Below are 26,630 nucleotides of genomic sequence, written 5' to 3'. Positions count from 1 at the left end.
CGCGCTCACCCGCACCGTGGGCCTGAGTACATCGGGCGCCCCCGGCAATGGGGGGCTGTCTTTTTCAAGCCGCGGTTTCAATGGCGTGAACTCCATCGGCATTGCCGAGGACGGCATCATGCTGGGCGTGGCCTCGGGCACCGTCAACTATCCGGGCGACAGCTGGGGCTATGAGCGCATCGAAGTGCTGCGCGGCCCGGCATCGCTGATGTATGGCAGCGGCACCACAGGTGCCACCATGAATGCCATCCGCAAGCAGCCCAGCCGCGAGCGCTCTACCGAAGTGCTGCTGGGAGCAGGCAGCCACGGCAAGGCCTACGCCGGCATCGGCGCCAGTGGCGCACTGGGCGAGACCCTGAGCTACCGTCTCGATGCCTATGGCGACCGCACCGACGGCGAGCGCGAGCTGGGCAAGGCCAGCAGCGGCAAGCTGATGAGCGCACTGCGCTGGACGCCGCGCAGCGATCTGACCGTGGACCTCAGTGCCGACATCAGCCAGCAAAAGCCCGAGCGCTATTTCGGCTCGCCCGTGGTCAACGGGCAGATAGTCAAGGAGCTGCGCAACAAGAACTACAACGTGCTCGATGCCATCGACCAGTTCAAGGACCAGCGCTTCCGTGCCAAGGCCCAGTGGCGTGCCAGCGACGCGCTGACGGTGCGCAACGAGCTCTATCACTTCAAGTCCGATCGCCACTGGAAGAACATCGAGGCCTACGACTACCAGCCGGCCACCGGCCAGGTGGGGCGATCCGACTATCTGGAAATCGGCCACGATGTGCAGCAGACGGGCAATCGCATGGGGCTGGACCTCAAGGCCGCCAACCACCAGATCGCCGTGGGCTGGGACATCTCCAATGCCCAGTTCACAAGCACCAGCAACTCTCCCTACACCGGCCAATCCACGGTTTCGGCCTTCAACCCGCAGCATGGCTATTGGGACAGCCCCGATGCCTATCTGCCGCGCATGAACTCCAGCCTTCGCCAGAATGCGCTGTATCTCGAAGATGCCTGGAAGATCAGCGAGCAATGGCTGTTGATGGCCGGCATGCGTCGTGACTGGTATGCCTTCTCGCGCAACAATATTCAGGACGGCTCGGGCTTTGACAAGCCGCTGAACGGCACTTCCTGGCGCCTGGGCCTGACCCACAAGTTCGATGCGCTCAGCAGCGCCTATGTGCAAACCAGTACCGGCCATGACCCCGTCACCAGCCTGCTGGCGATTGCCCAGTCGCAAACCGGCTTCAGCCTCAGCCAGGGCCGCCAGATCGAGGTCGGCTACAAGCAGCAACTGGCCGATGGGCGTGGCGAATGGACCGTGGCGGCCTATCGCATCGTCAAGGACGACATCATCACCCGCGACCCCGATCGTCCGGCACTGTCGATCCAGGGTGGCAAGCAGTCGTCCAGGGGGATTGAACTGACCGGTCTCATCCATGCCAGCAAGACGCTGCGCTTCGAAGGCAATATTGCCTATGTGGATGCGAAGTTCGACCGTTTGCTCGAAGGCAGCAAGGGCGTGGACCGTGCAGGCAACCGCCCCAGCAACGTACCGCGCGTGACTGCCAACCTCTGGGGTCACTACCGCACCGGCCCCTGGCAGGCATCGCTGGGCATGCGCTATGTGGGCGACCGTTTTGGTGACAACGCCAACACCGTTCGCATGCCTTCCTATGTGGTGACCGACGCCGTGATGAGCTGGGATATGAACCCGCGCACCACGCTGCGCCTGGTGGGCCGCAACCTGACCAACCGCCTCTATGCCACCTATGCCTATAGTGGCAACCAATGGCTGCTGGGACGCGGACGCAGCGTGGAACTGTCCGCGCTGATGCGTTTCTGATGCTGCCCAGGCCTGTTGCCATGCAAGCTATTGGCTTGAATCGTCCCTGCGCCTCGGCGCTGCTGGCGGCATCGCTGCTGCTGGTCGGTTGCGGCAAAGCACCCGAGCCGCAGGCGGTTGCGGTACCGATGCGCCAGCATCAGCCCGTACTGGAGTTGCCGGTGTGCGGGCAGACGGTGCGCTATGACAAGGTTCCCCAGCGTGCCGTCACCCATGACGTCAACATCACCGAGAGCTTTCTCTATCTCGGTCTGGGCCGGCGCCTGGTCGGCTACTCGGGCATCCCTTCCAGCAAGGAGATCAGCCCCCAGCTCAAGCCCTGGCTGCAGCGTCTGCCCGATCTTTCATCCCAGGGCATGAACCTGGAGGTATTGCTGGGAGCCGAAGCCGACTTTGTCTTTGGCGGCTGGAGCTATGGCTTTCGCCAAGGTGCCGTGACCCCGGAGCGCCTGGCCAGCCACGGGATCGCCTCCTATGTGCTGTCTGAATCCTGCATCCGCGTGCAAAAGCGCGAGCGCATCGCACTGGACGATGCATTGCTCGACATGGAGAACATCAGCCGCATCTTTGGCGTCCTCCCGCAGACCCAGCCACGCATAGACAAACTGCGGGCCTCCCAGGCCCAGCTGCGCCAGCAGATGCAAGGCAACCGCACGCTGCCGCGCGTCTTTGTCTACGACAGCGGCCAGGAGATTCCCGTCACCGTCGGTCACTTCGGCATGCCACAAGCCATGCTGGACGAGGCTGGAGCCAGCAATATCTTTGCAGACCTGCGCCAGAACTGGCAGCGCGGCAACTGGGAAGACGTGATCGAGCGCGACCCCGAGTGGATCGTGATCATTGACTACGGCCAACCCGACGCCCAGGGCAAGATCGACTTCCTGCTGCAAAAAAAGGAACTTGAGGCGGTTTCCGCCATTCGCAATCGCCGGTTCTTCGTGATGAGCTATGCCGAAGCCACACCCGGCCCGCGCAATATCGAAGCCGCACAGCGCCTGGCAGCCGCCTTGCACCCCGAGCGCAAGATCAGCGTCCAGCGCGTGGAGTTTTCTGCAGGAGAGCTGCCGTGAACAAGCACCTCCCCAGCTCCCGACCTGCCGACCTCAAGCAGGCCGCAGCGCCTTCGCTGGCCATCATCTTGCTCAGCCGGGGCGGCGCCTATACCGCAGGCCTGACGGAGCTCAGCGATCTGGCAGCGCGGCTGGAGACCGCCATGAGGGCCTCAGGCCAGCCTGTGCAGCAGGTGACCACGGCCTATGTGGACCGCGCCCAGCCCACGCTGGGCGAGGCGCTGGACCTGTGTGCCGAGGCGCGCAGCATTCTGATCCTGCCCGTGATGGTGCCTGACGAAGCCTCGCTGCGCCGCTGGCTGCACAAGCTCATCATGCGCTGGCGTTCAGCACGTGATTCCTCACAGCCCTCTCCGCGTCTGGTATTTGGTCAACCGCTGCTGCAGCTACCCGGGCTGACCGAGTTGCTGGCCCGGTCCGTGGAAGATGCACTGCGCCAGCCCGATGTGCCAGAGGTGCTGGGCGTCGATCCATGGGAGCACGACCCCAAGGGCTGGTCGCTGGTGCCCGAGCACCGCCAGCATGTGCTGTGGTGCGTGGGCCCGCGCTGCGCGGCCAAGGGAGCGCTGCAGCTATGGCCCACACTGACGCGCGCGATACGTGAAACACCGGGACTGAAAAACCGGCTGCAGCCGCTGCAGACCGGCTGCCAGTACCCCTGCAACCATGGCCCGTTGATGATCGTCTATCCCGACGGCGTCTGGTACGGTCCCATGGATGCCGACAATCTGGCGTCCACACTCACAGGCCATGTGCTTGATGCGCGCGTCAACCCGCAATGCCATGTCCACGGACCGGCTGTCCTCGAACGCCCCTGATTTCTCTTGCTTTCCTCCACCGGAGATAGATCCATGCAAACCACCAAGATTCCCGCCACCATCGTCACCGGCTTTCTCGGCAGCGGCAAGACCACCTTGATGCGCCATATCCTCGAGCAGGCCAAGGGGCTGCGCGTGGCCGTCATCGTCAACGAGTTCGGCGAACTGGGCATTGACGGCGAAATCCTCAAGACCTGTGCCATAGGCTGCCAGGAGGAAGGCGGCGCCGACGGTCAAATCTACGAGCTGGCCAACGGCTGCATGTGCTGCACCGTGCAGGAAGAGTTCTTCCCTGTCATGAAGGCCCTGGCCGAGCGCCGCGCCGATATCGATGTGCTGCTGATCGAGACCAGCGGCCTGGCCTTGCCCAAGCCCCTGGTCCAGGCCTTCCAGTGGCCCGACATTGCCAATGTCTTCACCGTCGATTCCGTGGTCACCGTGGTCGACACGCCCGCTGCGGCCGCCGGCCAGTTTGCCCATGACCCGCATGCCGTCGACGAGCAGCGCCAGGCCGACCCCAATCTCGACCATGACGCCAGCCTGCATGAGCTGTTCGAGGACCAGCTCTCGGCCGCCGATCTGGTGGTGCTGTCCAAGGCCGATCTGGTCACGGCCGAACAACTCGGCCAGGTACGTTCCCTGGTGGCCGAAGAAGTACCGGCCAGCGTGAAGATGATCGAAGCCCTGCAGGGCCAGGTGCCGCTGAACGTGCTGCTGGGCCAGCATCGCGCCGCCGAGCTGTCGATCGACGACAAGCACAGCCACCATGACCATGACGAAGACCACGACCACGATGCCTTCGACTCCCTGCACCTGGACCTGGGTGCCGTGGACCGTGAGCGTCTGATGCTGGCCCTGCAGTCCATCGTGGAGCAGCATGGCGTACTGCGCGTCAAGGGCTTTGCCGCGCTGCCGGGCAAGAAAATGCGTCTGCTGGTGCAAGGCGTGGGCCGCCGCTTCGATGCATATTTCGACCGTGCCTGGGCCGAGGGTGAAGCTGCAGCCACGCGTCTGGTGTTCATCGGCAAGCAGCTCGACGCCGCCGTGCTGCGCCAGGCCTTGCTGGGCGCACAGGCATAAATCCAAGCAAAATCAGCCTCAATCGCTTTACTGGCAAGCGAATAAAGCTATCTTTTTGAATCATGCACCTGCTCAGCTCCCGCCCTGGCGGCTTTGTCGAAGACGACAGCATCATCACCCGTCTGGACCAGACGCCTGCCGACATGGTGGTGCTCAGTTCCGCCGACACCACGCTGTCGCTGCTGGCCGATGCCTACCGGATGTGGCAGCAAGCCGAAGCCGATGTCCCCACGCTGCGGCTCGCCAATCTGCTGCATCTGCGCCAGAGCGCCTCGCTCGATCTGTATATCGACGAGGTGCTGCAGCATGCCAGGCTGGTCATCGTCGACCATCTGGGAGCCGAATCCACCTGGCCCTACGGCATTGAGCAACTGCAAAAGCTGGCGCGCCGCAAGGGCCAGAAGCTGGCCATGTTCTCTGGCGACAACCAGGAAGATCCGGAACTGCTGGCCAAGGGTACGCTTGAGCCCGAGCAAAGCCGTGCGCTATGGCAATATCTGCGCGCCGGCGGCCTTGGCAATGCGCGCGAGTTCCTGCGCATGGCGGCAGCCTGGGGCCTGAACCAGGGCCGCGAGGGCGCGCCCGTGCGGGTGCTGCCCCCCGTGGCCGTGCATGTGCCACAAAGCTGGCTGGCCGACGATGCAGGGCATCTTCCGGGCCTGGACGACCTGCAGGCGCGCTGGACCCCAGGGGCCCCCGTGGCGATGCTGGTGTTCTACCGTTCACATCTGCTGGCGGCCAATACCGAGGCCTTCGACCTCATGGCCGACGCCCTGCTCGCACGCGGCCTGAACCCGCTGCCGCTGGCCCTGGAGTCGCTCAAGGACGGGCTGTGCCTGCAGACGCTGCGCTCCCTGTGCCTCACCCACCAGGTGCAGATCATTCTCAACACCACGGCGTTTGCGGCCCTCGGGGAACATGCACGCACCGGCGAGGCTGCCGATGCGCTGGCGGGCGACATTCCCGTGCTGCAGGTCATCGCCAGCGGCAGCAACCGCGAGGACTGGCTGGCTGACAGCCAGGGCCTGCGCCCGCGCGACATTGCCATGCAGGTGGTGCTGCCCGAGATGGACGGCCGCATCATGACGCGCGCCATGAGCTTCAAGGGCCTGGCCCATCGCTGCGAGCTGACGCAAGCTGATGTGATCAGCTACCAGGCCGAGCCCGACCGCATTGCCTGGATTGCCGAGCTGGCCTGGCGCTGGTGTCAGCTGCGCAGCAAGCCCGCCGCGCAGAAGAAAGCCGCGCTGATACTGGCCAACTACCCGGGCAGCGAAGCTCGGATGGGCAGTGGCGTGGGCCTAGATACGCCGGAATCCGTCGTCGCCCTGCTGGATCAGCTGGCACGCGACGGCTGGCAGCTGGGGGATGCTGCTGCGCGGCCCGACTCCGGTCTGGCTCTGATGGGCCTGCTGCAGCAGGGCATCGCCAACGACCCGAAAAAATGGCCTCTGCGTCCCGCGAGCCAGGGCTATTCGCTGCAGGCCTATCAACAGCGCCTGGCAAGGCTGCCCGGCGATATGGCCCAGGCCATAGCCGATCGCTGGGGTGCGCCCGAGCAGGACCCCATGCTGCGCGATGGCTGGTTCATGATTGCGGGCCTGCAGCTGGGCCATGTCTTTGTCGGCATACAGCCCGCGCGCTCTCTCGATGGACGCAATGACTACGCGAGCTACCACGACGCCGAGCTGGTGCCGCCCCATCACTATCTGGCGTTCTACTTCTGGCTGCGCGATGTGTTCGGCGCGGACGCCATGGTCCATGTAGGCAAGCATGGCAATCTGGAATGGCTGCCGGGAAAGAGCCTGGCGCTGTCCCAGCAATGCTGGCCCGATGCCATTCTCGGCCCGCTGCCGCATGTCTACCCCTTCATCGTCAACGACCCGGGCGAAGGGGCTCAGGCCAAGCGCCGCAGCCAGGCCGTCATCATCGACCATCTGATGCCGCCGCTCACGCGCGCCGAAAACCACGGCCCCATGCAGGAGCTGGAACGCCTGGTGGACGAATACTACGAAGCCCTGCTGGTCGATCTGCGCCGCTCCGGCATGCTGCGCAAGCAGATTCTGGACTGCGCCACGCAGCAGGATCTGCTGCGCGAACTCGGCCTCGAAGCGGCAGGCGCACAGCCCGATGCCGACGAGCAGCTGCTGGAACGCATCGATGCCTATCTGTGCGAACTCAAGGAAACCCAGATCCGCGATGGCCTGCATATCTTCGGCCGCTCGCCCCAGGGCCAGCTGCGTGAATCCACCCTGCTGTCGCTGGCGCGCTACCCAGGCAGTGGTGGCAACGAGCAAGGCCTGCTCAACGCACTGGCCGCCGACCTGCTGCCGGCCATGGACTGGAACCCGCTGGACATGGATGCCGCCGCGCCCTGGAACGGCCCGCGTCCGGCCGCGCTGCAGCAGCAGGCTGCCGGTGCCTGGCGCCATGGCGGCGACGCGCGCGAGCGTCTCGAGCTGCTGGCCCTGCAGGTCATTGCCCGGCCCGAGCTGGCCCGCGACTGGCCACACACCCTACAAGTGCTGACGCGCATAGAGCAGCAGATTGCACCGTCACTGGACGCCTGCGGCCCTCAGGAGCTGCTGCAGTTCTCGCGCGCACTGCGAGGATGCTTTGTCCCCCCCGGTCCCAGCGGATCGCCCTCGCGCGGGCGCTGCGACACCTTGCCCACGGGGCGCAACTTCTACACCGTGGACACCCGTGCCATCCCCACCCAGACTGCCTGGGCGCTGGGGCAGCAGTCCACTCAACGCCTGCTGGAGCGTTATCTGCAGGAGCATGGCGAATATCCGCAAGCCATCGGGCTTTCCGTCTGGGGCACGGCCACCATGCGCACCGGCGGCGACGATATCGCCCAGGCCTTTGCCCTGATCGGGGTTCGTCCCAAATGGGCGGCCGGCAGCCAGCGCGTGACCGACTTTGAAGTCATTCCCGCCGTGGGGCTGCGTCGCCCGCGTGTCGACGTGACGCTGCGCATCAGCGGCTTCTTCCGCGATGCCTTTCCCAACGTGGTGCAGATGTTCGATGCTGCGGTACGTGCCGTGGCCGAGCTGGATGAGGACGCCGAGGACAACCCTATCCGCGCCCGCATGCTGCGTGACACGCAAACCGCCATGGAGCAGGGCCTGAGCGCCGACGCGGCCCGCGAACAGGCGCTATGGCGCGTCTTCGGGGCGCCTACAGGCAGCTACGGGGCCAGCATGCATGAGATGCTGCGTAGCGGCCAGTGGACCGACGCAGGTGACTTTGCACGCCACTACCTGCACTGGGGTGCCTATGCCTACGGCCAGCAGGCCGATGGCGTGCCGGCCCGCGCCGCTCTGGAGCGGCGTCTGCAGGCGTTGGATGTGGTGCTGCAGAATCAGGACAGCCGCGAGCATGACCTGCTGGACTCCAGCGAGTACTACCAGCATCAGGGCGGCATGGTGGCGGCCGTGCGGCACCTGGGCGGCAGCGACCCTGCCATCTATCATGGCGACCACGGCAATCCTCAGTCTGCCAGGATTCGCTCCCTGGCCGAGGAGATCGGTCGCGTGGTACGCGCCCGCGTCATCAATCCCAAGTGGATTGCGGGCGCCATGCGCCACGGCTACAAGGGCGGCTTCGAGATGGCGGCCACGGTGGACTATCTATTCGGCTTCGATGCCACCACCGCGCTGGTCTCGGACCAGCATTACGCCATGGTCACCCAGGCTTATGTGGAAGATGAGAGCGTGCGCCAGTTTCTGCGCCAGCACAATCCACAGGCGCTGGGCGATATCGTCTCGCGCCTGCTGGAAGCCATAGACCGTGGCATGTGGGAGCAGCCCGGCGAGCATCGCCAGAGCCTGCTGGCCCAGATGCTGGAGCACGAAGAATTCATGGAAGGACAGGTTTCCCAATGAGCCCCAACCACGATCCGGTACCCGTATTCCCTCTCTCTGCCATACAGGGACAGCCCACCCTCGTGCTGGCTCTGCTGCTGGCCGCGATCGAGCCACAGTTGGGCGGCGTGCTCATCCGGGGCCCGCGCGGCACGGCAAAGTCCACGGCAGCACGTGCGCTGGCGGATCTGCTGGCACCTGCACCATTCGTCACCCTGCCGCTAGGTGCCTCCATCGAGCATGTGACCGGCAGCCTGGACCTGTCCAAAGCTCTGGCGGGCCATGAAGTGGCTTTTGCGCCGGGCCTGATCGCCAAGGCGCACGAAGGGGTTCTCTATGTCGATGAGATCAATCTGCTGCCCGATGCCATCGTCGATGTGCTGCTTGATGTGGCAGCCTCCGGCATCAATCGCATAGAGCGCGACGGGATCTCGCACAGCCATGCTGCACGCTTTGTGCTGGTCGGCACCATGAACCCCGAGGAAGGCATGCTGCGCCCGCAGTTGCTGGACCGCCTGGGCCTTTGTGTGCAGTTGGATAATGCCCAGGACCCGCAGCTGCGCAGCAGCATCGTCAAGGCCAGGCTGCGCTTTGACCTGGACCCCCAGGGCTTTGTGCAATCCCATGCGGCCCACCAGCAGGAGATCCGCCAACGGCTGGCGCAGGCCCGCAGCCGTTGCCGCAATGCCTCGGAACTGACCTGGAGCGATGCCGTCCACGAGGCCGTGGCCCTGCAGTGCATTGCCGCCCAGGTAGACGGACTGCGTGCCGACCTGGTCATGCTGCGCGCTGCACGCGCCCTGGCAGCCTGGCAAGGCAGTCACAGCATCACGCCAGCCCATGTGGCCGAAGTCGCGCCACTGGTACTGCTGCATCGCGCTGCGCAGCCAGACCCGGGCAGCGCCAGTCAGCCCCAGCAGACTCCCGCAGGCACGCCTGCGGCCGTGCCCGCTGCGCCATCCGGCACGGACCGCAAAGACCGCACGGAGCCTGATATCCAGGCGTCAGCATCCCCTTCAGCGGCCTCCCGCGAACCCGGCGCCACCGGCTCCTTGCCTCAAGACGCCGGCCCGGGCCTCGAACAGCCGCCTGCCGGCTGGGGTCAGGCTCAAACCGTGAGCAGTGTCGTCTTCGAGCCTCAACAGGCCGATGCCATGGCTCAGGCAGCCCTGGAGGCCCTGGCCGCAAAAAAAGCCCGGGCCTCCGGTCTGCTGCGCTGAGCGCCGGCCGGGGGCAAGTCGGCTCCGCCAACCAAGGTCTGGCCCTGGCCAGCCATGCCGTATCCAGCGCCCACAAGATGCCAGGGTCATCGATTGACTGGACTGGCACTCTGCGCCAGCGCCAGGGGCTGCCGCTGGCACCCGCCCATCTGCGCTGGCACCAGCCCGAGGGAGCGGTGCGCAGGCAACACCTGTTCCTGCTTGACTGCTCGGCCTCCATGGTGGAGAGCGGCGCATTCGCCCAGGCCAAGGGCCTGCTGCTGCAGTGGCTGCGCCGGGCCTATCTGCAGCGCGAATCCGTGGCCCTGCTGTGCTTCGGCGCAGGCCGGCTGCACTGGCTGCTGGAGCCCACGCGGGCGCCACGCTGGAATGCCGATCTGATCGAGCCGCTGCGCGGCGGTGGCGGCACGCCGCTGGCCCAGGCCCTGGAGTCAGGCTGGCAGATGGCGGCCAGATACTCCCGGCAACCATCCCGCCTGTGGCTGATCAGCGACTTCCGTAGCCCCGATGTGCTGCAACTGGAGCGCGGCCCCATACCTGCCCTGGCGCAGATTCTGGTGGACTGTGAAGCCGCTGCGGGCCAGAACAAGCGTCTGTTTGGTGGTGCCGAGAGGCTGGCAAAGGCCTGGCCGGATACTCTTCGACTGCCGCTGAAATTCAACTAAAAATCGCCTCTACCGCTTAGCAGGCAAGCGCTAGCAGCTATCCATTTTGATAACCATCCAACAGGGCATCACACTGCCCCTGTTCGCCCTATCGATACTCAGCGACCCCACAGGCGGCAGGAAAGCGGCCGCCAGGCCGATGAATTGGGCCGTATGCACCAGGTTATCGCGTAAGATCGCGCCACCACAGGTGCCTCAAGGCGTGCTCTGCGCGCGGAGGTGAAACGAGAAGCAGGTGAATGGAATCCCCATCAATCCTGCACTGCACCCGCAACGGTAATCAGATATATGGCGATGCACGCTCTGGCCCACGGCCATGGCCGCCACTGCGAAAGCGGGAAGGCGCATCGACATGCCACCCTCAGGTGAGCTCTGTAAGTCCGGAGACCGGCCTGATGTGTACAAGGCGCAGCGGGATTGCATGTGGCTTGTGATATGCCAACGCCTGCGTGCGGCTCATCACCTCTTCATTTCCCTCTGCACATTTTGTTTGTCTGGCCCGGGTATCGGCCAAACCGACCGTGGATGACCTATGTTGCATGGAATTTGCCAGTCAGATTTGTCCCAGCGGGCCGGCCGTGCCCTGGCCTCGTCGCCTGGAGCAACGCTTGTCCAGCCCTGAGACCATCCAGATTCGCGGCTGGTGTCCCAGCACCTGGAAGCCCATGCAGGCACAGGACGGCTGGATCGTTCGCGTGCGCCCTCGCTGCGCGTCTCTCAGCGCCGCTCAGTGGCTGGTACTGGCCGAGCTCGCGCGAACCCACGCCTCGGGCCAGATCGAGCTGACGCGCCTCGGCAACCTGCAATTGCGCGGCGTGCACGAATCGGCGCTGCCTGCCCTGCGCGCGGCGCTCGTTGCCTCCAGGCTGGCCCCTGCCGATGAACAGACAGATCTGGCGCCTGCCGTGCATTGCACGCCGTTCTATGCCAGAGGAGATCGCACCCATGCGCTGGCTCTGGCGCTTTCCGTGGCGACGGCGCGTGATCTGACTCCCCTGGCCCTGCAACAGCAGGACATTCCTGCCTTGCCCGGCAAATTCGACATGCTGGTCGACGATCCGCAGCGCCACCTCCAAAGCCTGAGCTCAGACCTTCAGCTATGGGCCTGCGCCGATGGACGCTATGGGCTTGCCCTGGGCCAGTCGGCAGACTGGTATGGTTTCGAGAGCGCACCGGCGGCCGTCCAGGCCGCCATACGGATTGCACTGTGGTTTGCCCGTGAGCGCAGCGCGCAGGCGGCAGGCCGATTGCGCGGCCTTGCAACGCCCATCGACCTTCAGGCCTGCGGACTCGCCAGGGCCAGTCATCACCTTGAGCCCCGCACTCAGGACAAGACCACGGCCAGGCCGTTGCGGCCCGGAGCGCTCAACCCTCACGGCCTGCTGCTGGGCGCCCCGCTGGGGCGCCTGGACGCATGGGCCATACAGAAGCTGGCGGCTCTCATGCCCGAACAGGCAGAGATCCGGGTCACGCCCTGGAAATCTTTGCTGCTGCCGAACAAGCACCTGGATTCACTGCCGGCCCGGCTCGATTCCTGGGACTGGATCAGCCAGTCCACGGATGTGCGCCTGCGGGTCTCGGCCTGCACTGGCGCCCCCAACTGCCCTCAGGCCCATATCCCGGCCCAGTCCATGGCCTTGCAGTTCGCCAGCTCGCAGGCGGCAGACCGGCACCTTCATATCAGCGGCTGCGCCAAGCTCTGTGCCCTGCCTGCCGATGCGACAAATCTGGTATTTGCCAGCCAGGACACAGCGGGCCAGATATGGCTGCACGCCAGCCCCGCCGAAGCACAACCATCGGTCCGGGCCTCCATTCCCTATCGGCCTCTGGACCCAGATCCTCACGATATACAGCAACAGCTCAATGACCTACAACTATGAAAAGTGCGGTGAAGAGATTTACCGGCAATCGTTCAGCATCATCCGCCGCGAGGCCGATCTCAAGCGCTTCAATCCCGTGGAAGAGCGGGTTGCCTGCCGCATGATTCACGCAGCCGGCATGGTGGAGCTGGCCTCGCATATCCATTTTTCCCCGACCTTTGCCGAAGCCGCAGAAGCCGCGCTGCAGCGCGGAGCACCCGTGCTCTGCGATGCTCGTATGGTCAGCGAGGGCATCACGCGCAAGCGCCTGTCGGCCCAAAACCCCATCATCTGCACCCTGCAGGACCCACGCGTGCCAGCGCTGGCCGCCGACATGGGCAACACCCGCAGCGCCGCAGCACTGGAGCTGTGGCGCGAGCATCTGGACGGCGCCGTGGTCGCCATCGGCAATGCGCCGACGGCCCTGTTTCATCTGCTCCGTATGCTGCAGGACCCGGATTGCCCGCGCCCGGCCGCCATCGTCGGCTGCCCGGTCGGCTTTGTGGGAGCGGCGGAGTCCAAGGACGCTCTGCGCGAATGGGGACAGATTCCGTTTGCCATTGTGCAAGGGCGCCTCGGCGGCTCCGCCATCACGGTTGCCGCCATCAACGCGCTGGCAACCACGGTGGAGTAGGAAGAGTCACCATGAATCACGGAAAAATCTTCTGCGTGGGACTGGGTCCCGGCGATCCCGACATGATGAGCGTGAAGGCCGACCGCCTGCTGAGAAACGCCCGCCATGTGGCCTACTTTCGCAAGCGCGGTCACCCGGGCAAGGCACGGCAACTGGTCAACGGCCTGCTGCATGCCGAGGTCACGGAGTACCCGATGGAGTATCCGCTGACCACGGAGATTCCGCACGACGACCCGCGCTACATCGCCCAGCTGTCCTGTTTCTATCAGGACTGGCAGTCCAGGTTGACGGAGCTGACGCGCAGCGAGGATGTGATCGTGCTCTGCGAAGGCGATCCGTTCTTCTACGGCTCCTTCATGCACCTCTATGTGCGTCTGCGACAAGCGGAACAGGTCACGGTGGAGGTGCTGCCAGGCATCCCCGGCATGGTGGGCTGCTGGCATGCCACCGGCATTCCCATGACCTGGGGTGACGATGTGATGAGCGTGCTGCCCGCGACCTTGCCCGATACGCCGCTGCGCGAGCATATGGCGCGCTCTGACGCGCTGGTCATCATGAAGGTGGGACGGCATCTGGGACGCATCCGTGGGCTGCTGGACGAGCAAGGCAAGCTGGACCGTGCCTGGCTGGTCATCAACGGCACCATGAGCGATCAGCAGGTCATGCCGCTGCGCGATGCGCCCGAGCGCTGCCCTTACTTCGCCATCATCGTCGTGCACGGCCAGGGCCGCCGCCCGGCCAATGACATGTGATCGCGCTGACATGAGCAAGACCTCAATGCCTCCACAACTCCTGGTGCTGGGCCTGGGCCCGGGCGATGATGCCCTGCTGACGCAGCAGGTTCGCGACAGCATTGCCAGCGCCAGCGATGCATTCGGCTACTTTCCCTATGTGGCGCGGCTGCAGGGCCTGGAGCACCTGCAACTGCATGCCAGCGACAACCGTGAGGAGCTGGAACGTGCGCGCAACGCCTTGAATCTTGCAGCCCAGGGCCGCAAGGTGCTGATGCTCTCGTCGGGCGACCCGGGCGTGTTCGCCATGGCCAGTGCCGTATTCGAGACGCTGGAACAAGCCAGCCCCGAGGAGCATGCCCGCTGGCAAGGCGTGGACGTGCATGTGCAGCCGGGCATCACCGCCATGCTGGCAGCAGCAGCCCGCCTGGGGGCCCCCTTGGGACATGATTTCTGCACCATCAACCTGTCCGACAACCTCAAGCCCGCGAAGATCATCGAGCGCCGCATCCGCCTGGCCGCCCAGGCCGATTTCGCCATGGCCTTCTACAACCCCTGTTCGCGCTCGCGCCCCGAGGGCTTCTCGCGCGCCCTGCAGGTGCTGCAGCAGGAGTGCGAGCCCGAGCGCCTGATCTGCTTTGCCCGCAACGTCAGCCGCCCCGATGAGACGCTGCGGGTCGTGAAGCTGCAGGATGCACGGGCCGATATGGCCGATATGCGCACGGTGGTGATCGTGGGCAACAGCCAGACCCGCCAGGTGGGCAAGCATGTCTACACCCCGCGCAGCTATGAAGCCTGCAGCAGCGCAGCTTCCATCGTGAGCGACAATGCCTGAGTACACGCAAGGTCCTGCCGGGCAAAAGTGCTCAGCAGCGCTGCCGGTCCAGCCACTCCATGGCCTGTTGCGGGCTCTGGCACTGCGTGCGGGGCGCCAGTACCGGTCTGTCGACCATGATGACCGGAATGCCCAGTTGCCGTGCGGCCTCGATCTTGGCATAGGTATCTGCGCCACCGGCATTCTTGCTGACGATGCAGTCGACGCGGTACTGCCCGAGCAGCGCCAGCTCATCGGCGAGCCGAAACGGGCCGCGCGCCACGATCAGCTCATAGCTGGAAGCCGGCAACGGCAAGGCACCGCCCTCCTGGTCGATGACGCGCAGCACAAACTGGTGCTCACCGGCCAGGCCCGCAAAGGCCGCCAGCTGCTTGCGCCCTATCGCCAGAAACACCCGCTTCAAAGACCGACTCAAGGCCTGTGCGGCAGCCGCCATATCCGGCACATGCTGCCATTGGTCGCCAGGCTGCGCCTGCCAGGCGGGCCGCTCCATGGACAGCAAGGGCAGATCCAGTTGGGCGCAGGCCACGATGGCATTGGCACTCATCTGTGCCGCGAACGGATGGGTGGCGTCGATGACATGGGTGATGTGATGCGCACTCAGGTAATCGACCAACCCCTGCACGCCGCCAAAGCCGCCCACACGCACCGGCAGGGCCGGAGTACGGCGCGTCTGGGTGGCCCCGGCATAAGAATAGATGGCTTGCACCCCGGCCTCGTGCAGCAGCGTGGACAACATATAGGCATCGAAAGTGCCGCCTAACAGGAGAACTTGGGTCATGGCCAATCCGTGGCTTTCAATTATCGGAATTCATCCATCAGGGCTGGAAGGTCTGAGCCCTGCAGCACGACGAGCCCTGGATGATGCCAGTGTTGTGTTCGGCAGTCCGCGTCATCTGGCGCTGGCACAAGCAGGGTCGCGCGGCAGGGCCTGGCCCGTCCCCTTCAGCGTCGAGCCCGTGCTACAGCTGCGTGGACAGCAAGGCGTGGCCGTGCTGGTGTCCGGCGATCCGTTTCACTTCGGTGCAGGGGCATCGCTGGCCAGGCACCTGGAGCTGGGCGAGTGGCGCAACTACCCTCAAGCCTCGACATTTTCCTGGGTTGCAGGCGAACTGGGCTGGTCCCAGGAGCGCACCCACTGTCTGGGCCTGCATGCTCGCAGCCTGAGCAGCCTGACGCCTCTGCTGGCGCCTCACGAGCGCTTTATCTGCCTGTTGCGTGACGGCCCGGCCGCTCACACTCTGGCGCAGTGGCTGCTGCAGCAGGGCTGGGGCGACAGCCCGCTGTGGCTGGTGGAGCAGGCAGGCAGCGATCAGCAGGATATCCGCAGTGGCACTGCGCGCGAGCTGGCCTCACTGTTGGCAACCCAGCCAGCCAAGGCCCCTGTGACTGCGGCTTTCGAAGCGCGCGGCGAAAAAGGTCTGCCCCAGGTGCCAGGCCTGCCCGTCAGTGAGTTTGCACATGACGGGCAGATCACCAAAAGCCCGGTGCGCGCCATGACGCTGGCAGCGCTGGCACCGCGAAAAGGCGAGTGGCTCTGGGATCTGGGTGCGGGCTCGGGCTCGGTCGCTGTCGAGTGGTGCCTGGCTGGCGGCCAGGCCATCTGCGTGGAGCAGCATGCCGCGCGTGCATCCAATATCGCGCAGAATGCCGAGCGCTATGCGGCAGCGATCGAAGTGGTTCATGACCACGCCCTGGCAGCTCTGCCCCGTCTGCAGCCAGAGCCGCAGGCCGTCTTTGTCGGCGGAGGCTTCAGCGCCGAGCTGTTCGATGCCCTATGCATGCGCCTTTCCGGGCCTTGGCGGCTGGTGGTGAATGCCGTGGCACTGCACACCCAGGCGCTGCTGCTGGAACTGCACCGCACACACGGCGGCCAGCTGTATCAGTTGCAATGGAGCGAAGCACAGAGCCTGGGCAGCATGCATTCCTGGTCCCCGGCCCGCCCCCTGGTGCAGTGGGTCTGGAGCAGCCAATGAGACATCTGTTCGCGGGCTGGGGCTTTCAAGCCGGTGCTCTGCCTCAATCATTCGAAAGCTGCTGGAGCCAGGCCTGCCAGAGACTCGAAAGCGCGGATTCAGCGCCCTGTCACTGGACCTTTGCACTGCTGAGCACCAGAAGCCAGACCTCGGCGGCCTACGCCTTGCAGGATTGGGCGAACCGGATTCCGTGCCATATCGACTGGAAGACCTGTACCGAAAGCACGATTGCACATATCGCCACGCCGTCGCATTCCCCAAGATTGCAGCAGCGCTTTGCCACGGGCAGCGTTGCAGAAGCCCTGGCCCTGCATGCCGGCGCCGCTCTGGCACATAGCCGGCTGCTGGTGCTGCGCACCGTTTCGGCAGACCGACGGGCCACGCTGGCGATTGCCGGCCTGCCGCTGCCCACCTCATTGATCCCTGGAGTTTTGCCTTGACCGTTCATTTCATCGGAGCCGGCCCCGGTGCGGCCGACCTCATCACCGTTCGCGGGCGTGATCTGCTGGCCGCCGCGCCGGTGTGTCTGTACGCAGGCTCGCTGGTACCCAGCGAGCTGCTGGCGCACTGCCCTGCAGGTGCCCGTCTCGTCAACACCGCCCCCATGTCGCTGCAGGACATCGTGGCCGAAATCCAGACCGCGCACGAGCAAGGTCTGGATGTGGCGCGCCTGCATTCCGGCGACCTGAGCATCTGGTCCGCCATGGGCGAGCAGCTGCGCGCCCTGCGCGAGCTGGACATCCCCTACACCGTCACGCCCGGCGTCCCCGCCTTCAGTGCTGCAGCCGCTGCGCTGGAAGCCGAGCTGACTCTGCCCGGCTCCTGCCAGTCGGTGGTGCTGACACGCACCTCAGGGCGGGCCTCGAGCATGCCCGAGGGCGAGACCCTGGCCGCCTTCGCGGCGACCGGAGCCGTGCTGGCGATTCATCTGTCGGTCCATGTGGCCGAGCAGGTGCAGCAGGAGCTCACCAGCCATTACGGCGCAGACTGCCCTGCCGCCATTGTCTGGCGTGCCTCATGGCCCGACGAGCAGCTGCTGCGCACCCGTGTCGGAGATATTGCCAGCGCAGCCCAGTCCAATCCGCTGCAGCGCAGCGCGCTGATTCTGGTCGGTGCCACGCTGAGCCAGCAGGACTTCGGCAACAGCCGGCTCTATGCCGATGACTACGATCGCCGCTACCGTCCGCGCGGCGACGAACCGCGCTTCCCTCGCGGAACCGAAGGCGCCTGATGCTGGAGCTGTTTCTGATCGGCATCGGCACCGGCAACCCCGATCACCTCACCCGGGAAGCCGAAAAAGCGATTCGCAACGCCGACCTGGTTCTGCTGCCGCACAAGGAAGACAGCAAGGCCGAGCTGGCCCAGGTCCGCCTGTCGCTGCTGCAAAGCCTGGCCGTGGAAGAGAGCCGAATTGCTCACTTTGACATGCCCCAACGCCGCCAGCAGGGATCAGACTACGACCAACAGGTGGACGAATGGCACGATGCCATTGCCCGGCGCTGGCAAGCCAGTCTTCAGCGCCATCTACCTGCTCGCTCGGGACGTGTGGCCCTGCTCGTCTGGGGCGATCCGGCACTCTACGACAGCACATTGCGCATTGCCTCGCGCCTGGGCCTGGCCCGCGAACAGGTGCGCGTCGTGCCCGGCATCACCTCCATGCAGGTGCTGTGCAGTGCCCACGGCATCGCCCTCAATGAAATCGGCGAACCCTTTCTGATCACCACCGGTCGCCAGCTGCGCGAAAACGGCTGGCCATCCGGGGTGGACACCCTGGTCGTGATGCTGGATGGTCAACGCAGCTATGAGCAGCTGCAAGACACCGATGTCGACATCTACTGGGGCGCCTATCTCGGCATGCCCCAGCAATTGCTCATGCATGGCAGGCTTTGCGACATCGCGCCAGACATCACCAGCAGGCGCGCCCAGGCCCGTGAGCAAAACGGCTGGATCATGGACATCTATCTGCTGCGCAGGGTCGCTGCACACTGATCTAAGGTCGCCAAGGCGCATCTGTCGCCTGGCAGTCACACCCGATCAGCGCACGAAGCGCTTCATGTCTGCAAAGTCTCGATAGCCCGGGGCGTTCAAGCTGCTTGCCGGTAACCGTCTATGCGGATGCCGGTGCTACTGCATGAGGCAGCTTGAGCCGATGCCAGAGCCTGAGCATCTCCTGCAGCAGCACTGGTGCATGGTCTGTGCGATACACCGCGCCCAGCGGCGGCAAGCCCCCTTCGATACGCACATCCAACGCACGCACACGTCCCTGCGAACGCAGTCCCGGAAGAATGCTGCGAGGTACCAGCGATACGGCCCCAGGCTGGGTGAGCAGGCCCTCCAGCACGGGCAGGGACACGGTGGAGGCCGGAAACCAGGAGGCATCCTCCAGCACGGGCAGTACCTCGGTCTCCACGATATGGCGCACCGCGATGCCAAAGCTTGGCAGCACCCAGCGCGCGCCCCTCAAGGCAGGCAGCGGCACATCGCGACGCCCGACGAGAGGATGATCTGCATCCGCAATCACCACGGCCGCATCCAGCAGCAGCGGCTCGAAGGAAAACTCCACCGGCAAAAGCTGGGGCTGGCGACAGAACACCACATCGAGGCCCGAAGCCATGAGCTGCGACAGCAACGGGGCGCTGCCGTCCTCATGCACATCCACATAGACCTGCGGGTGTGCCTCGTAAAAGCGCGGCAGCAGCTGGGACAGCACCGAAAGCGCAGCTGCCGGAATGGCTCCAAGACGCAAAGCCGCCGAAGCCCCGCGCCGGATGGAGGCCAACGATTCGGACACCTCCTGCAATCCCACCAGCATGCCGCGTGCTGCATCGATCAAGGCCTGGCCTGCCACTGTGGGCCGTATGCCGCGTGCATGGCGCTCGAAGAGCTTGATGTCCAGTACCCGCTCCAGCTCGGCCAGGGCCTGGGTCGCCGCCGACTGACTCATGTTCAATTCCACTGCCGCCTGCATGACCGAGCCACATTGCTGCAAAGCCAGCAAAAGCTGCAACTGACGCAACCGCACCTGCTTGACCATACGGGAAAAGAGCAACCGGCCCTCGGGGCTTGCAGCCCCTGCACCAGCCTGCCTCTGAGAAAAAGAAGAGTCAGCAGCCATGATTCCAACGGGTGTCAGATCGTTTCAACAAAGTTCGGCAAGCCTTGAAATCTCGCCAGCGCGAGCGCCAGACTCGCCCGCCCGCTCGCCGAAAGCGGGCCTCCTGCATCAAGCGTCGGAATGACCGTGAGTCGGATAGCTTGCACGCCTCTACCGGTGCATGCCCTCAGGCCCGAGCGGTCGGAGGAAACGCCGCACCACCGCATTGTCGCGGCAATTGACCCGTCTCCTGATGCCGCGTCATGACTTCTGACCCGTCAAGATACGCCGTCATACGCCGTGACATGCAAACGGGGCACTTGCAGTCCGGATCGAGGCATATAGCAGCATTGCCGGTGAACGGCTTCGGGCGATCCTGGCCGGCCCCCTGTAGAGCACGACCCTTGGAAAAACACCACTAAGTAAAAGCCAAAATGGAAATCCGGCCCACATGCAAGATAATGATAACCATTCTCAAAACATGACTCCGTGGCCTTTCTTGCTTGCTTATGCCACGTCTTTTCTGTGCATAGCCTCTACCAAGACCACCACCCCTGGCTGCAAAGCCTGCTGCGCAAGCGGCTTTCCAATCGAGAAGATGCGGCAGATCTGGCACAGGACACCTTTGTGCGCCTGTTGCGCTCCCCCATGCCGCAGGAGCAGATACGGGAACCACGGCGCTATCTGGCCACCATTGCAAAAGGCCTGGCAGCAGATCTGTTCCGTCGCCGCTCGCTGGAGCAATCCTACCTCGACTACCTCGCCACGGTGCCACCCGAATTCGCCCCGTCCACCGAGGAGCAGGCCATCATCCAGCAGACCTTGCTGGATGTGGACCGCATGCTGCAGGAACTTCCGCCCAAGGTTCGCGAGGCCTTCGTGCTGGCCCAGTTCGAGGAACTGAGTTACCCCGAGATCGCCGAACGCCTGGGCATCTCGCTGCGCACGGTCAGCAACTATCTCACTCGCGCCATGGAACATTGCTGCCTGGTTCTTGCATGAGGCCCGCCGACGACATCGAACGCCTGGCCCTGCATGAAGCGGCCGCATGGCACGTACGCCTGAGAGATCCATCGGCCCCGGACAATGCCCGGCAGGCCTGGCAGCAGTGGCATGCGGCAGACCCGGCCCACCAGCGCGCCTGGCAGCGGGTTCAGTCCGTCAGCGCTCAACTCGCCACCCTGCCTCCCTCGCTGGCCAGCCAGGCACTGGGCAAGCCTGCAAGCCGGACACGGCGCACGGTAATGAGAAGTCTGGTGATCGGCCTCGGGGCCGGCACCACTGCCTGGATGGGCTGGCAAGGCCTGCCCTGGCAGCAGTGGCAAGCCACCCATCGCACAGGCACGGGCGAGCGTCTTGACATCAGCTTGCCCGACGGCTCCCTGCTGGCGCTGGACACGTCCAGCAGCGTGGATGTGGACTTCAACGACCGCGAACGTCTGCTTCGCCTGCACAGCGGCCGCATACTGATCAGCACCCACCCCGACTCTCAGGGGCGTCCCTTCAGCGTCCAGACCCCTCAGGGCAGAGTCCTGGCACTGGGAACACGTTTCATGGTGCGCCTGGATGACAGTGGGCAAAGCCATGTTCAGGTGGAGGAAAAGGCAGTTCGCGTGCTTCCCGCAGCAGCAGACCCTCAGGAGCTGCGTGCAGGCGAGCAGACCTGGTTCACGGCCGGCGCCACGCGATCCGCGACCAGGGCCGATCCATTCGGCGCCAGTTGGCACGAAGGTGGAGTGGTGGCGGTGGACATTGCGCTGGGCGAGCTGATTGCCGAGCTGTCGCGCTATCGCAAGGGCTACCTGGGATGCTCACCTGAAGTCGCGCAGCTCAGGGTCTCAGGCGCCTTTCCCATCGATGACACAGACCGCGCCCTGGCTGCACTGATCAGCCGCTTTCCCCTACAGCTGCGCAGCCATACGCGCTACTGGGTTCGCGTGGAGGCCCGTAATCCGCAGCGCTGAGTGCTGTTGATTTCAGAAAATAAAAACATAGCACCCATCCCTTTCCAGCATTGCGTTTCAGAGCAAATACGCTTTATCAGCAAGCGAATGCATTGAAAAAAATGCCAAAGCAGTTGCAGGATTGGCAAGGCTTGTTCGGCATACGAGGAAACCTCATTCATTTTCTTCGACGCCATGCTCCGCCCTCCTGTCTCACTGCCACAGCACGGCCTTCCTGCCGTCTTGCGGCATGTGCCGCATAGGCCAGCATCCCGCGTTTTTCGCCGCCAGACAGAATTGCTGCTGGCCTGGCTGCTTCTTGCAGCGACAGCCCTGGCAGTCACCCCGGCATCCGCCCAGCCACAGCCGACCATCGATGCGCGAACAGGGGCCCGCAGCTTTGCCATTGCCCCCGGCCCTCTCTCGGAGGTCATCGCCCGCTATGCCAACCAGGCTGGCGTGGCCCTGTCCTTTGATGCGGCCCAGACTGGCCAGCGCCACTCTGCAGGTCTCCACGGCTCCTACGCTGTCGAGGACGGCTTTGCCCGGTTGCTTGAAGGCACTGAGCTTCAAGCCGTGCGCGAGTCCAGCGGCGTCTATACCCTGCGCGCCCTGACTCCCAAGGGAGCGGCAGGGGCACCTTTGCTTGAGACTGTCACGGTCAGCGCCAAGGCAGAGATCAGCGCAACGACCGAGAACTCCGGCAGCTATGCAGCGGCGCGAGTCACCGGCAACGTCGGACAGCAGCTGGTGAGCGACATTCCCCAGCCCGTTACCGTGCTCACCCGCCAATGGCTCGATGACCAGGCCCTGCCCGACCTGCACGCGGTGATGAGCAACACCGCCGGCGTGACAGTGGACTACATCGACAGCGAGCGCATCAACTACTATGCGCGCGGCTATCAGATTGACTCGCTGCAGATCGACGGACTGAGCATCAACCAGGTCACTTCAGCCCCGACCTTCATTCAGCCAGACACGGCCATGCTCGACCGCGTGGAAGTTTTGCGCGGCGCATCCGGCCTGCTGCGTGGCGCTGGCAACCCTTCAGCCGTGGTGAACATGGTGCGCAAACGCCCCACGCCGGATTTCCAGGGATCTGCAGCCCTGACTCTGGGCTCCTGGAACAGGCGACGACAGGAAGCCGACCTGTCTGGTTCGCTCAACGCGGCCGGCACCCTGCGGGGCCGCCTGGTGGCACTGGCCGATGACAAGGCTTCCTTCCAGACAGCACGTCACGAGAACCGAAAAAGCCTCTATGCCGTGCTGGAGGCGGATCTCGGACCCCGGACATTGCTGACCGCCAGCGTGCAGCACACCGAGCTGGAAGCCACGGGCTCCTGGGGAGGACTGCCTGCCGCCCTGGACGGCAGCCAGCTTGATCTGCCGCGCAGCACCTATCTTGGAGCTGCCTGGAATACCTGGAATCGGCGCAACCGGCAGGCCTTCATCGAGCTGGATCATGCCCTGGGAAACGGCTGGAAGCTCAAGGCGCAGGCAGCGCGTACCCAGTTTCATTCAGCGGGCTTCAAGCAGACCTCGTTTTCCAGCGCCAGCACCACCAACCCCTTTCTGGTGGATGTCAACACCTCCATCTACGACGGCGAGGCCAGCAGCCAAAGCACCTGGAGCTTGCAGGCAACCGGCCCCCTGGAGGTGCTGGGACGAAGGCATGAACTGGCATTGGGCGTGGACCTGCAAAGGGTGCGCGCGATTGGGACCTCCGGTCACTGGGGCATCAGCCCGCTCTATGGCGTGGATATCCGCAGCTGGAACCCCTATACCAGCTACCCGGAGCCCTTCTATACCGTAGGCAACGGCAATGCCTACTCTGCACCCATGTCGCAGGTGCACCAACATGGCGGCTTCGCCAGAGCGCTGCTGTCGCTGACCGACTCGGTCAGCGCCGTGCTCGGCACGCGTCTGAGCTGGTGGAACTATCGCGAGCCTGCCACGCCAGCAAGCAGCTATGGCGTGCAGCATGAGCTCACGCCCTATGCAGGCCTGATCCACAAGCTGTCGGATCACACCAATGCCTATCTCAGCTACAGCAGGATTTTCAGCCCCCAGAACAAGAAAACCAGCGCCGGCAGCCTGCTGGCGCCCATCCGCGGCCAGGACCTGGAAGCCGGACTCAAGACTGAATTCCTGGACGGGCGGCTGCGGGGGTCGTTGTCGGCATTCCACATCCAGTTTCTCGGCGACGCCATGGAAGACAGCAGCTCGGCCATGCCCTGCGTTCCTTACTACCTAGCAGGCCGCTGCTATCTGGCCGGTGGCAAAAGCCGCAGCCGGGGCTGGGAGGCCGAGCTGAGCGGCGAACCAAGACCGGGCTGGCAGCTAATGGCCAGCTATACCTACACCAGCACCCAGTATCTGCGCGACGAGACGGCGGCCCTGGTCGGCCAGCCTCTGCGCCCGGCGGACCCGCGACATAGCTTGCGTCTGCATACCAGTCACCGGCTCAGCGGCCCATGGCAGGGCTGGACAGTGGGGGCAGGAGTGCGGCTGCAGAGCGATACCTACACCAGCGTTGGCAACCTAACCACCCGCCAGGGTGGTTACGCACTTTTTGACGCCTTGCTCGTGTATCGCCTGAACCCGACCTACACCCTGCAACTCAACGTCAACAACCTGTTCGACAAAGTCTATTACGCCAAGTTTTCGCCCAACAGCACGTATTTCAACAACTACTACGGCGAGCCACGCAAGGTCACGCTGTCGCTGCGCGCGAACTTCTGAAGCCGATCACCGGCCACGCCTTTCCTGTTTCCTTTCCGCATCACCTCCGACTTGAAGTTCATGAAAAATCGCTCTTCCTCCGCTCATTCGCGTTTTGCACTACAACCCTTGGTCAGGCTCCTTGGCCAATGCCTGGGGACCGGCATGGCCGTGGCCTCCTTCGGCGTGGCGGCCCAGACCGCTAGCGGCGACGCCGCCCTTCAGGAAGTGGTCGTGGCTGACCAGGCTGAAGCCATCGGCGGCCTGCAGAAAACCTACTCGGGCGGACAGCTGGCCCGCGGCGGCGACCTGGGCATTCTGGGCCGCACCGACCTGATGAATGTGCCGTTCAGCACGACCAACTACACCTCGGAGCTGATCGAGAATCAACAGGCGCTCAATATCTCCGACGTGGTAATGAGCGACGCTTCGGTTCGCACCCTTCAGGCCCGCGGCGGCTATGGAGAAGACTTTCAGATCCGCGGCTTTACCGTCGGCATGCGTGACGTCTCCATGAACGGCCTCTACGGCCTCGTTCCCTCCACACGCGTGCCGCTGGAGATGATCGAGCGGGTGGAAGTACTCAAAGGCCCGGGCTCGCTGACAAATGGCGTGGGCCCCAGTGGCAGCGTGGGCGGCAACATCAATCTGGTCACCAAGCGTGCCGGCGATGCGCCGCTGACGCGCCTGACTGGCACCTATATGGGCAAGGCCCAGTTCGGCACCCATCTGGATGTGGGGCGCCGCTTTGGCGAGGACAATCAGTGGGGGGTGCGGGTCAACGGTGTATGGCGCAACGGTGAGGGCAATATCGACGGCGGTCGCCAGCGTCTGGGCCTGGGATCGCTGGGCCTGGACTATGCGGGCCAGAAACTGCGCTGGTCCCTCGATGCGCTCTCCACCAACGGCAAGACCAACGAATTCCGCCCCCAGGTGGGCTTTCGCAGCGGGATTACCGAAGTGCCTGCCGTGCCTGACGCACGCCTGAACTTCTACCCGGGCACGGCACTGACGGACAAGGCCAAAACCGTCATATCCCGCCTCGAATACGACATCAACGCCAACACCACGGTGTACGGCGGCATTGGCTACAGCGACGTCAAGAGCTACCAGAACTTCCCGGGTGCCTGGGGCACTGAACCCGACTCTCAGGGCAACTTCAGCGTTTCCAACGGCTACTACGACGAATACAACAAGACGACCTCGGCCGACATCGGCCTGCGCACACGCTTCAAGACAGCAGGCATAGGCCACACGCTGGTGCTGTCTGCCAACCATATGGCGCGCGAGACCGGCTACTTCTACACCGGCACCGGCTCGACTCCCTCCAATCTGTACCGTCCTTCTCCCCTGCCCGTGATCACCACGCCTCGTCTTGAGCCCAGCAAGACGGCCGAGCTGGAACAGCACAGTGTGGCCATCGCGGACACCATGGCCTTGTTCAATGAACGCATCTTCGTGACCCTGGGACTGCGCGACCAGAGCATCAATCAAAAGAGCGTGAATGGCTCGACCGCCTACAAGGCCAGCTCCGTCACGCCGCTGGCAGGTCTGGTGTTCAAGGCCACGCCCAATACCTCGATCTATGCCAACTACACGGCAGGCCTGACGGCCGGTGGCACTGCGGGCGTGGGCCTGGCAAACGAGGGGCAGGTCTTTGCACCTCAGAAGAGCAAGCAGCTGGAAGCTGGCGTCAAGGTGGACTGGGGCGTGCTGATGACTCAGGCCGCAATCTACCAGATCACGCAACCGGCCAGCATCACCGAAAACAATGTCTACAGCTTTGGCGGCGAGCAACGCAATCGCGGGCTGGAGCTGACGGCCTACGGCGAGATCCAGCGCGGCCTGCGCCTGATGGCCAGCGCAGCCTTCAACGATGCCAAGCTGACGCGTACCGCCAGCGGCAACAACCAGGGCAACCAGGCTAACGGCGTCCCCAAGCGGACCTACAACGTGGGCCTGGACTGGGACACACCATGGGTGGCGGGCCTGAGTTTCAACGGCCGCGTGATCCACACCTCGGCCATGTACTTTGATGCAGCCAATCTGCTGCGCATGCCTGGCTGGACGCGTGTGGACCTGGGCGCTCGTTACCGCACCAAGCTGGCAAACAAGCCCCTGGTGCTGCGCGCCAGCCTGGAGAACGTGGCGAACAAGGGCTACTGGGTTGCCACGCCCAACCCCAGCTACGCCACCGTTGGCGCTCCGCGCACGCTGATGCTGTCGGCACAGATGGACTTTTAAACGGCTGAGCCAGTCCAACAGCTCCGAGGCATGG

The 26,630-nt window shown here is 64.5% G+C and carries 21 protein-coding genes and 1 riboswitch; of the genes, 19 read left to right on the top strand and 2 right to left on the bottom strand.

The window, feature by feature from the left end; all coding sequences use genetic code 11:
* The 11 genes from ACLBXN_RS06500 to cobJ form a co-directional block, all read left to right on the top strand.
* The coding region (locus ACLBXN_RS06500; protein ID WP_447611557.1) for a TonB-dependent receptor at positions 1 to 1,840 on the top strand (1,840 nt) is incomplete at its 5' end.
* Entirely contained in the window at positions 1,840 to 2,910 is a 1,071-nt protein-coding gene (locus tag ACLBXN_RS06495) for an ABC transporter substrate-binding protein (protein ID WP_447611556.1), read from the top strand. The genes ACLBXN_RS06500 and ACLBXN_RS06495, both read left to right, overlap by 1 nt.
* Positions 2,907 to 3,728: a (2Fe-2S) ferredoxin domain-containing protein gene (locus ACLBXN_RS06490; protein WP_447611555.1), complete on the top strand. Its 822-nt coding sequence runs from the start codon at positions 2,907 to 2,909 to the stop codon at positions 3,726 to 3,728. The genes ACLBXN_RS06495 and ACLBXN_RS06490 overlap by 4 nt, the downstream gene beginning before the upstream one ends.
* Before the next feature lie 33 nt (positions 3,729 to 3,761).
* Positions 3,762 to 4,808: a cobalamin biosynthesis protein CobW gene (cobW, locus tag ACLBXN_RS06485; protein WP_447611554.1), complete on the top strand. Its 1,047-nt coding sequence runs from the start codon at positions 3,762 to 3,764 to the stop codon at positions 4,806 to 4,808.
* Positions 4,809 to 4,870: 62 nt separating this feature from the next.
* Positions 4,871 to 8,695: a cobaltochelatase subunit CobN gene (gene cobN, locus ACLBXN_RS06480; RefSeq protein WP_447611553.1), complete on the top strand. Its 3,825-nt coding sequence runs from the start codon at positions 4,871 to 4,873 to the stop codon at positions 8,693 to 8,695.
* Positions 8,692 to 9,894 carry an ATP-binding protein gene (locus ACLBXN_RS06475; RefSeq protein WP_447611552.1) on the top strand — a complete coding sequence of 401 codons (1,203 nt, stop codon included), beginning with the start codon at positions 8,692 to 8,694 and terminating at the stop codon, positions 9,892 to 9,894. Before cobN ends, ACLBXN_RS06475 begins: the two co-directional genes overlap by 4 nt.
* A gap of 77 nt (positions 9,895 to 9,971) precedes the next feature.
* The gene (locus tag ACLBXN_RS06470) at positions 9,972 to 10,559 is read left to right on the top strand and encodes a vWA domain-containing protein (protein ID WP_447611551.1); all 588 of its coding nucleotides are present in this window, start codon (positions 9,972 to 9,974) and stop codon (positions 10,557 to 10,559) included.
* A 171-nt stretch (positions 10,560 to 10,730) separates the two neighbouring features.
* A riboswitch (cobalamin riboswitch) is annotated at positions 10,731 to 10,969 on the top strand.
* A 198-nt stretch (positions 10,970 to 11,167) separates the two neighbouring features.
* A complete protein-coding gene (locus ACLBXN_RS06465; protein WP_447611550.1) occupies positions 11,168 to 12,439 on the top strand; it encodes a nitrite reductase in 1,272 nt (423 codons plus the stop codon).
* Complete coding sequence (locus ACLBXN_RS06460) at positions 12,423 to 13,052, top strand: precorrin-8X methylmutase (RefSeq protein WP_447611549.1); 630 nt, start codon at positions 12,423 to 12,425, stop codon at positions 13,050 to 13,052. Before ACLBXN_RS06465 ends, ACLBXN_RS06460 begins: the two co-directional genes overlap by 17 nt.
* Before the next feature lie 11 nt (positions 13,053 to 13,063).
* Positions 13,064 to 13,804 (top strand): precorrin-2 C(20)-methyltransferase, encoded by a 741-nt coding sequence (gene cobI / locus ACLBXN_RS06455; protein ID WP_447611548.1) that lies wholly within the window; start codon positions 13,064 to 13,066, stop codon positions 13,802 to 13,804.
* A gap of 25 nt (positions 13,805 to 13,829) precedes the next feature.
* The gene (gene cobJ / locus ACLBXN_RS06450) at positions 13,830 to 14,618 is read left to right on the top strand and encodes a precorrin-3B C(17)-methyltransferase (protein WP_447611547.1); all 789 of its coding nucleotides are present in this window, start codon (positions 13,830 to 13,832) and stop codon (positions 14,616 to 14,618) included.
* Positions 14,619 to 14,649: 31 nt separating this feature from the next.
* Here cobJ and ACLBXN_RS06445 read toward each other — a convergent pair whose 3' ends face one another.
* The gene (locus tag ACLBXN_RS06445) at positions 14,650 to 15,405 is read right to left on the bottom strand and encodes a cobalt-precorrin-6A reductase (RefSeq protein WP_447611546.1); all 756 of its coding nucleotides are present in this window, start codon (positions 15,403 to 15,405) and stop codon (positions 14,650 to 14,652) included.
* Here ACLBXN_RS06445 and cbiT point away from each other — a divergent pair.
* Genes cbiT through cobF form a run of 4 tightly spaced genes read left to right on the top strand, consistent with a single transcriptional unit; the run spans position 15,398 to position 18,583 of the window.
* Positions 15,398 to 16,594: a precorrin-6Y C5,15-methyltransferase (decarboxylating) subunit CbiT gene (cbiT, locus tag ACLBXN_RS06440; protein WP_447611545.1), complete on the top strand. Its 1,197-nt coding sequence runs from the start codon at positions 15,398 to 15,400 to the stop codon at positions 16,592 to 16,594. The genes ACLBXN_RS06445 and cbiT overlap by 8 nt on opposite strands.
* The gene (locus ACLBXN_RS06435) at positions 16,591 to 17,034 is read left to right on the top strand and encodes a cobalamin biosynthesis protein (protein WP_447611544.1); all 444 of its coding nucleotides are present in this window, start codon (positions 16,591 to 16,593) and stop codon (positions 17,032 to 17,034) included. Before cbiT ends, ACLBXN_RS06435 begins: the two co-directional genes overlap by 4 nt.
* Positions 17,031 to 17,825, top strand: a complete 795-nt coding sequence (gene cobM, locus ACLBXN_RS06430; RefSeq protein WP_447611543.1) for a precorrin-4 C(11)-methyltransferase — start codon at positions 17,031 to 17,033, stop codon at positions 17,823 to 17,825. The genes ACLBXN_RS06435 and cobM overlap by 4 nt, the downstream gene beginning before the upstream one ends.
* Positions 17,825 to 18,583 (top strand): precorrin-6A synthase (deacetylating), encoded by a 759-nt coding sequence (gene cobF / locus ACLBXN_RS06425; protein WP_447611542.1) that lies wholly within the window; start codon positions 17,825 to 17,827, stop codon positions 18,581 to 18,583. The genes cobM and cobF overlap by 1 nt, the downstream gene beginning before the upstream one ends.
* A 118-nt stretch (positions 18,584 to 18,701) precedes the next feature.
* Here the strand turns inward: cobF and ACLBXN_RS06420 are convergent, their stop codons facing one another.
* Complete coding sequence (locus ACLBXN_RS06420; protein ID WP_447611541.1) at positions 18,702 to 19,709, bottom strand: LysR family transcriptional regulator; 1,008 nt, start codon at positions 19,707 to 19,709, stop codon at positions 18,702 to 18,704.
* Between the two features lie 504 nt (positions 19,710 to 20,213).
* Between ACLBXN_RS06420 and ACLBXN_RS06415 the strand changes: the two genes are divergently transcribed.
* From ACLBXN_RS06415 to ACLBXN_RS06400, 4 genes are all read left to right on the top strand, one after another.
* Complete coding sequence (locus ACLBXN_RS06415; protein ID WP_211455980.1) at positions 20,214 to 20,690, top strand: sigma-70 family RNA polymerase sigma factor; 477 nt, start codon at positions 20,214 to 20,216, stop codon at positions 20,688 to 20,690.
* Positions 20,687 to 21,652: a FecR domain-containing protein gene (locus ACLBXN_RS06410; RefSeq protein ID WP_447611540.1), complete on the top strand. Its 966-nt coding sequence runs from the start codon at positions 20,687 to 20,689 to the stop codon at positions 21,650 to 21,652. Before ACLBXN_RS06415 ends, ACLBXN_RS06410 begins: the two co-directional genes overlap by 4 nt.
* A gap of 276 nt (positions 21,653 to 21,928) precedes the next feature.
* A complete protein-coding gene (locus ACLBXN_RS06405; RefSeq protein ID WP_447611539.1) occupies positions 21,929 to 24,373 on the top strand; it encodes a TonB-dependent siderophore receptor in 2,445 nt (814 codons plus the stop codon).
* Positions 24,374 to 24,481: 108 nt separating this feature from the next.
* A complete protein-coding gene (locus tag ACLBXN_RS06400; protein WP_447611538.1) occupies positions 24,482 to 26,596 on the top strand; it encodes a TonB-dependent receptor in 2,115 nt (704 codons plus the stop codon).
* The last annotated feature ends 34 nt before the right edge of the window (positions 26,597 to 26,630 follow it).

This window comes from Comamonas sp. C24C, assembly GCF_053345995.1.
This window is presented reverse-complemented; position numbering and strand designations above follow the sequence as displayed.

Excerpts from the sequence above, each read along its gene's own strand:
- ACLBXN_RS06420 (WP_447611541.1), bottom strand. The coding sequence starts at position 19,709 with ATGGCTGCTGACTCTTCTTTTTCTCAGAGGCAGGCTGGTGCAGGGGCT.
- ACLBXN_RS06475 (WP_447611552.1), top strand. The coding sequence starts at position 8,692 with ATGAGCCCCAACCACGATCCGGTACCCGTATTCCCTCTCTCTGCCATA.
- cobF (WP_447611542.1), top strand. The coding sequence starts at position 17,825 with ATGCTGGAGCTGTTTCTGATCGGCATCGGCACCGGCAACCCCGATCAC.
- cobI (WP_447611548.1), top strand. The coding sequence starts at position 13,064 with ATGAATCACGGAAAAATCTTCTGCGTGGGACTGGGTCCCGGCGATCCC.
- ACLBXN_RS06470 (WP_447611551.1), top strand. The coding sequence starts at position 9,972 with ATGCCAGGGTCATCGATTGACTGGACTGGCACTCTGCGCCAGCGCCAG.
- cobJ (WP_447611547.1), top strand. The coding sequence starts at position 13,830 with ATGCCTCCACAACTCCTGGTGCTGGGCCTGGGCCCGGGCGATGATGCC.
- ACLBXN_RS06435 (WP_447611544.1), top strand. The coding sequence starts at position 16,591 with ATGAGACATCTGTTCGCGGGCTGGGGCTTTCAAGCCGGTGCTCTGCCT.
- ACLBXN_RS06495 (WP_447611556.1), top strand. The coding sequence starts at position 1,840 with ATGCTGCCCAGGCCTGTTGCCATGCAAGCTATTGGCTTGAATCGTCCC.
- cbiT (WP_447611545.1), top strand. The coding sequence starts at position 15,398 with ATGGCCAATCCGTGGCTTTCAATTATCGGAATTCATCCATCAGGGCTG.
- ACLBXN_RS06410 (WP_447611540.1), top strand. The coding sequence starts at position 20,687 with ATGAGGCCCGCCGACGACATCGAACGCCTGGCCCTGCATGAAGCGGCC.
- cobN (WP_447611553.1), top strand. The coding sequence starts at position 4,871 with ATGCACCTGCTCAGCTCCCGCCCTGGCGGCTTTGTCGAAGACGACAGC.
- ACLBXN_RS06460 (WP_447611549.1), top strand. The coding sequence starts at position 12,423 with ATGACCTACAACTATGAAAAGTGCGGTGAAGAGATTTACCGGCAATCG.
- cobW (WP_447611554.1), top strand. The coding sequence starts at position 3,762 with ATGCAAACCACCAAGATTCCCGCCACCATCGTCACCGGCTTTCTCGGC.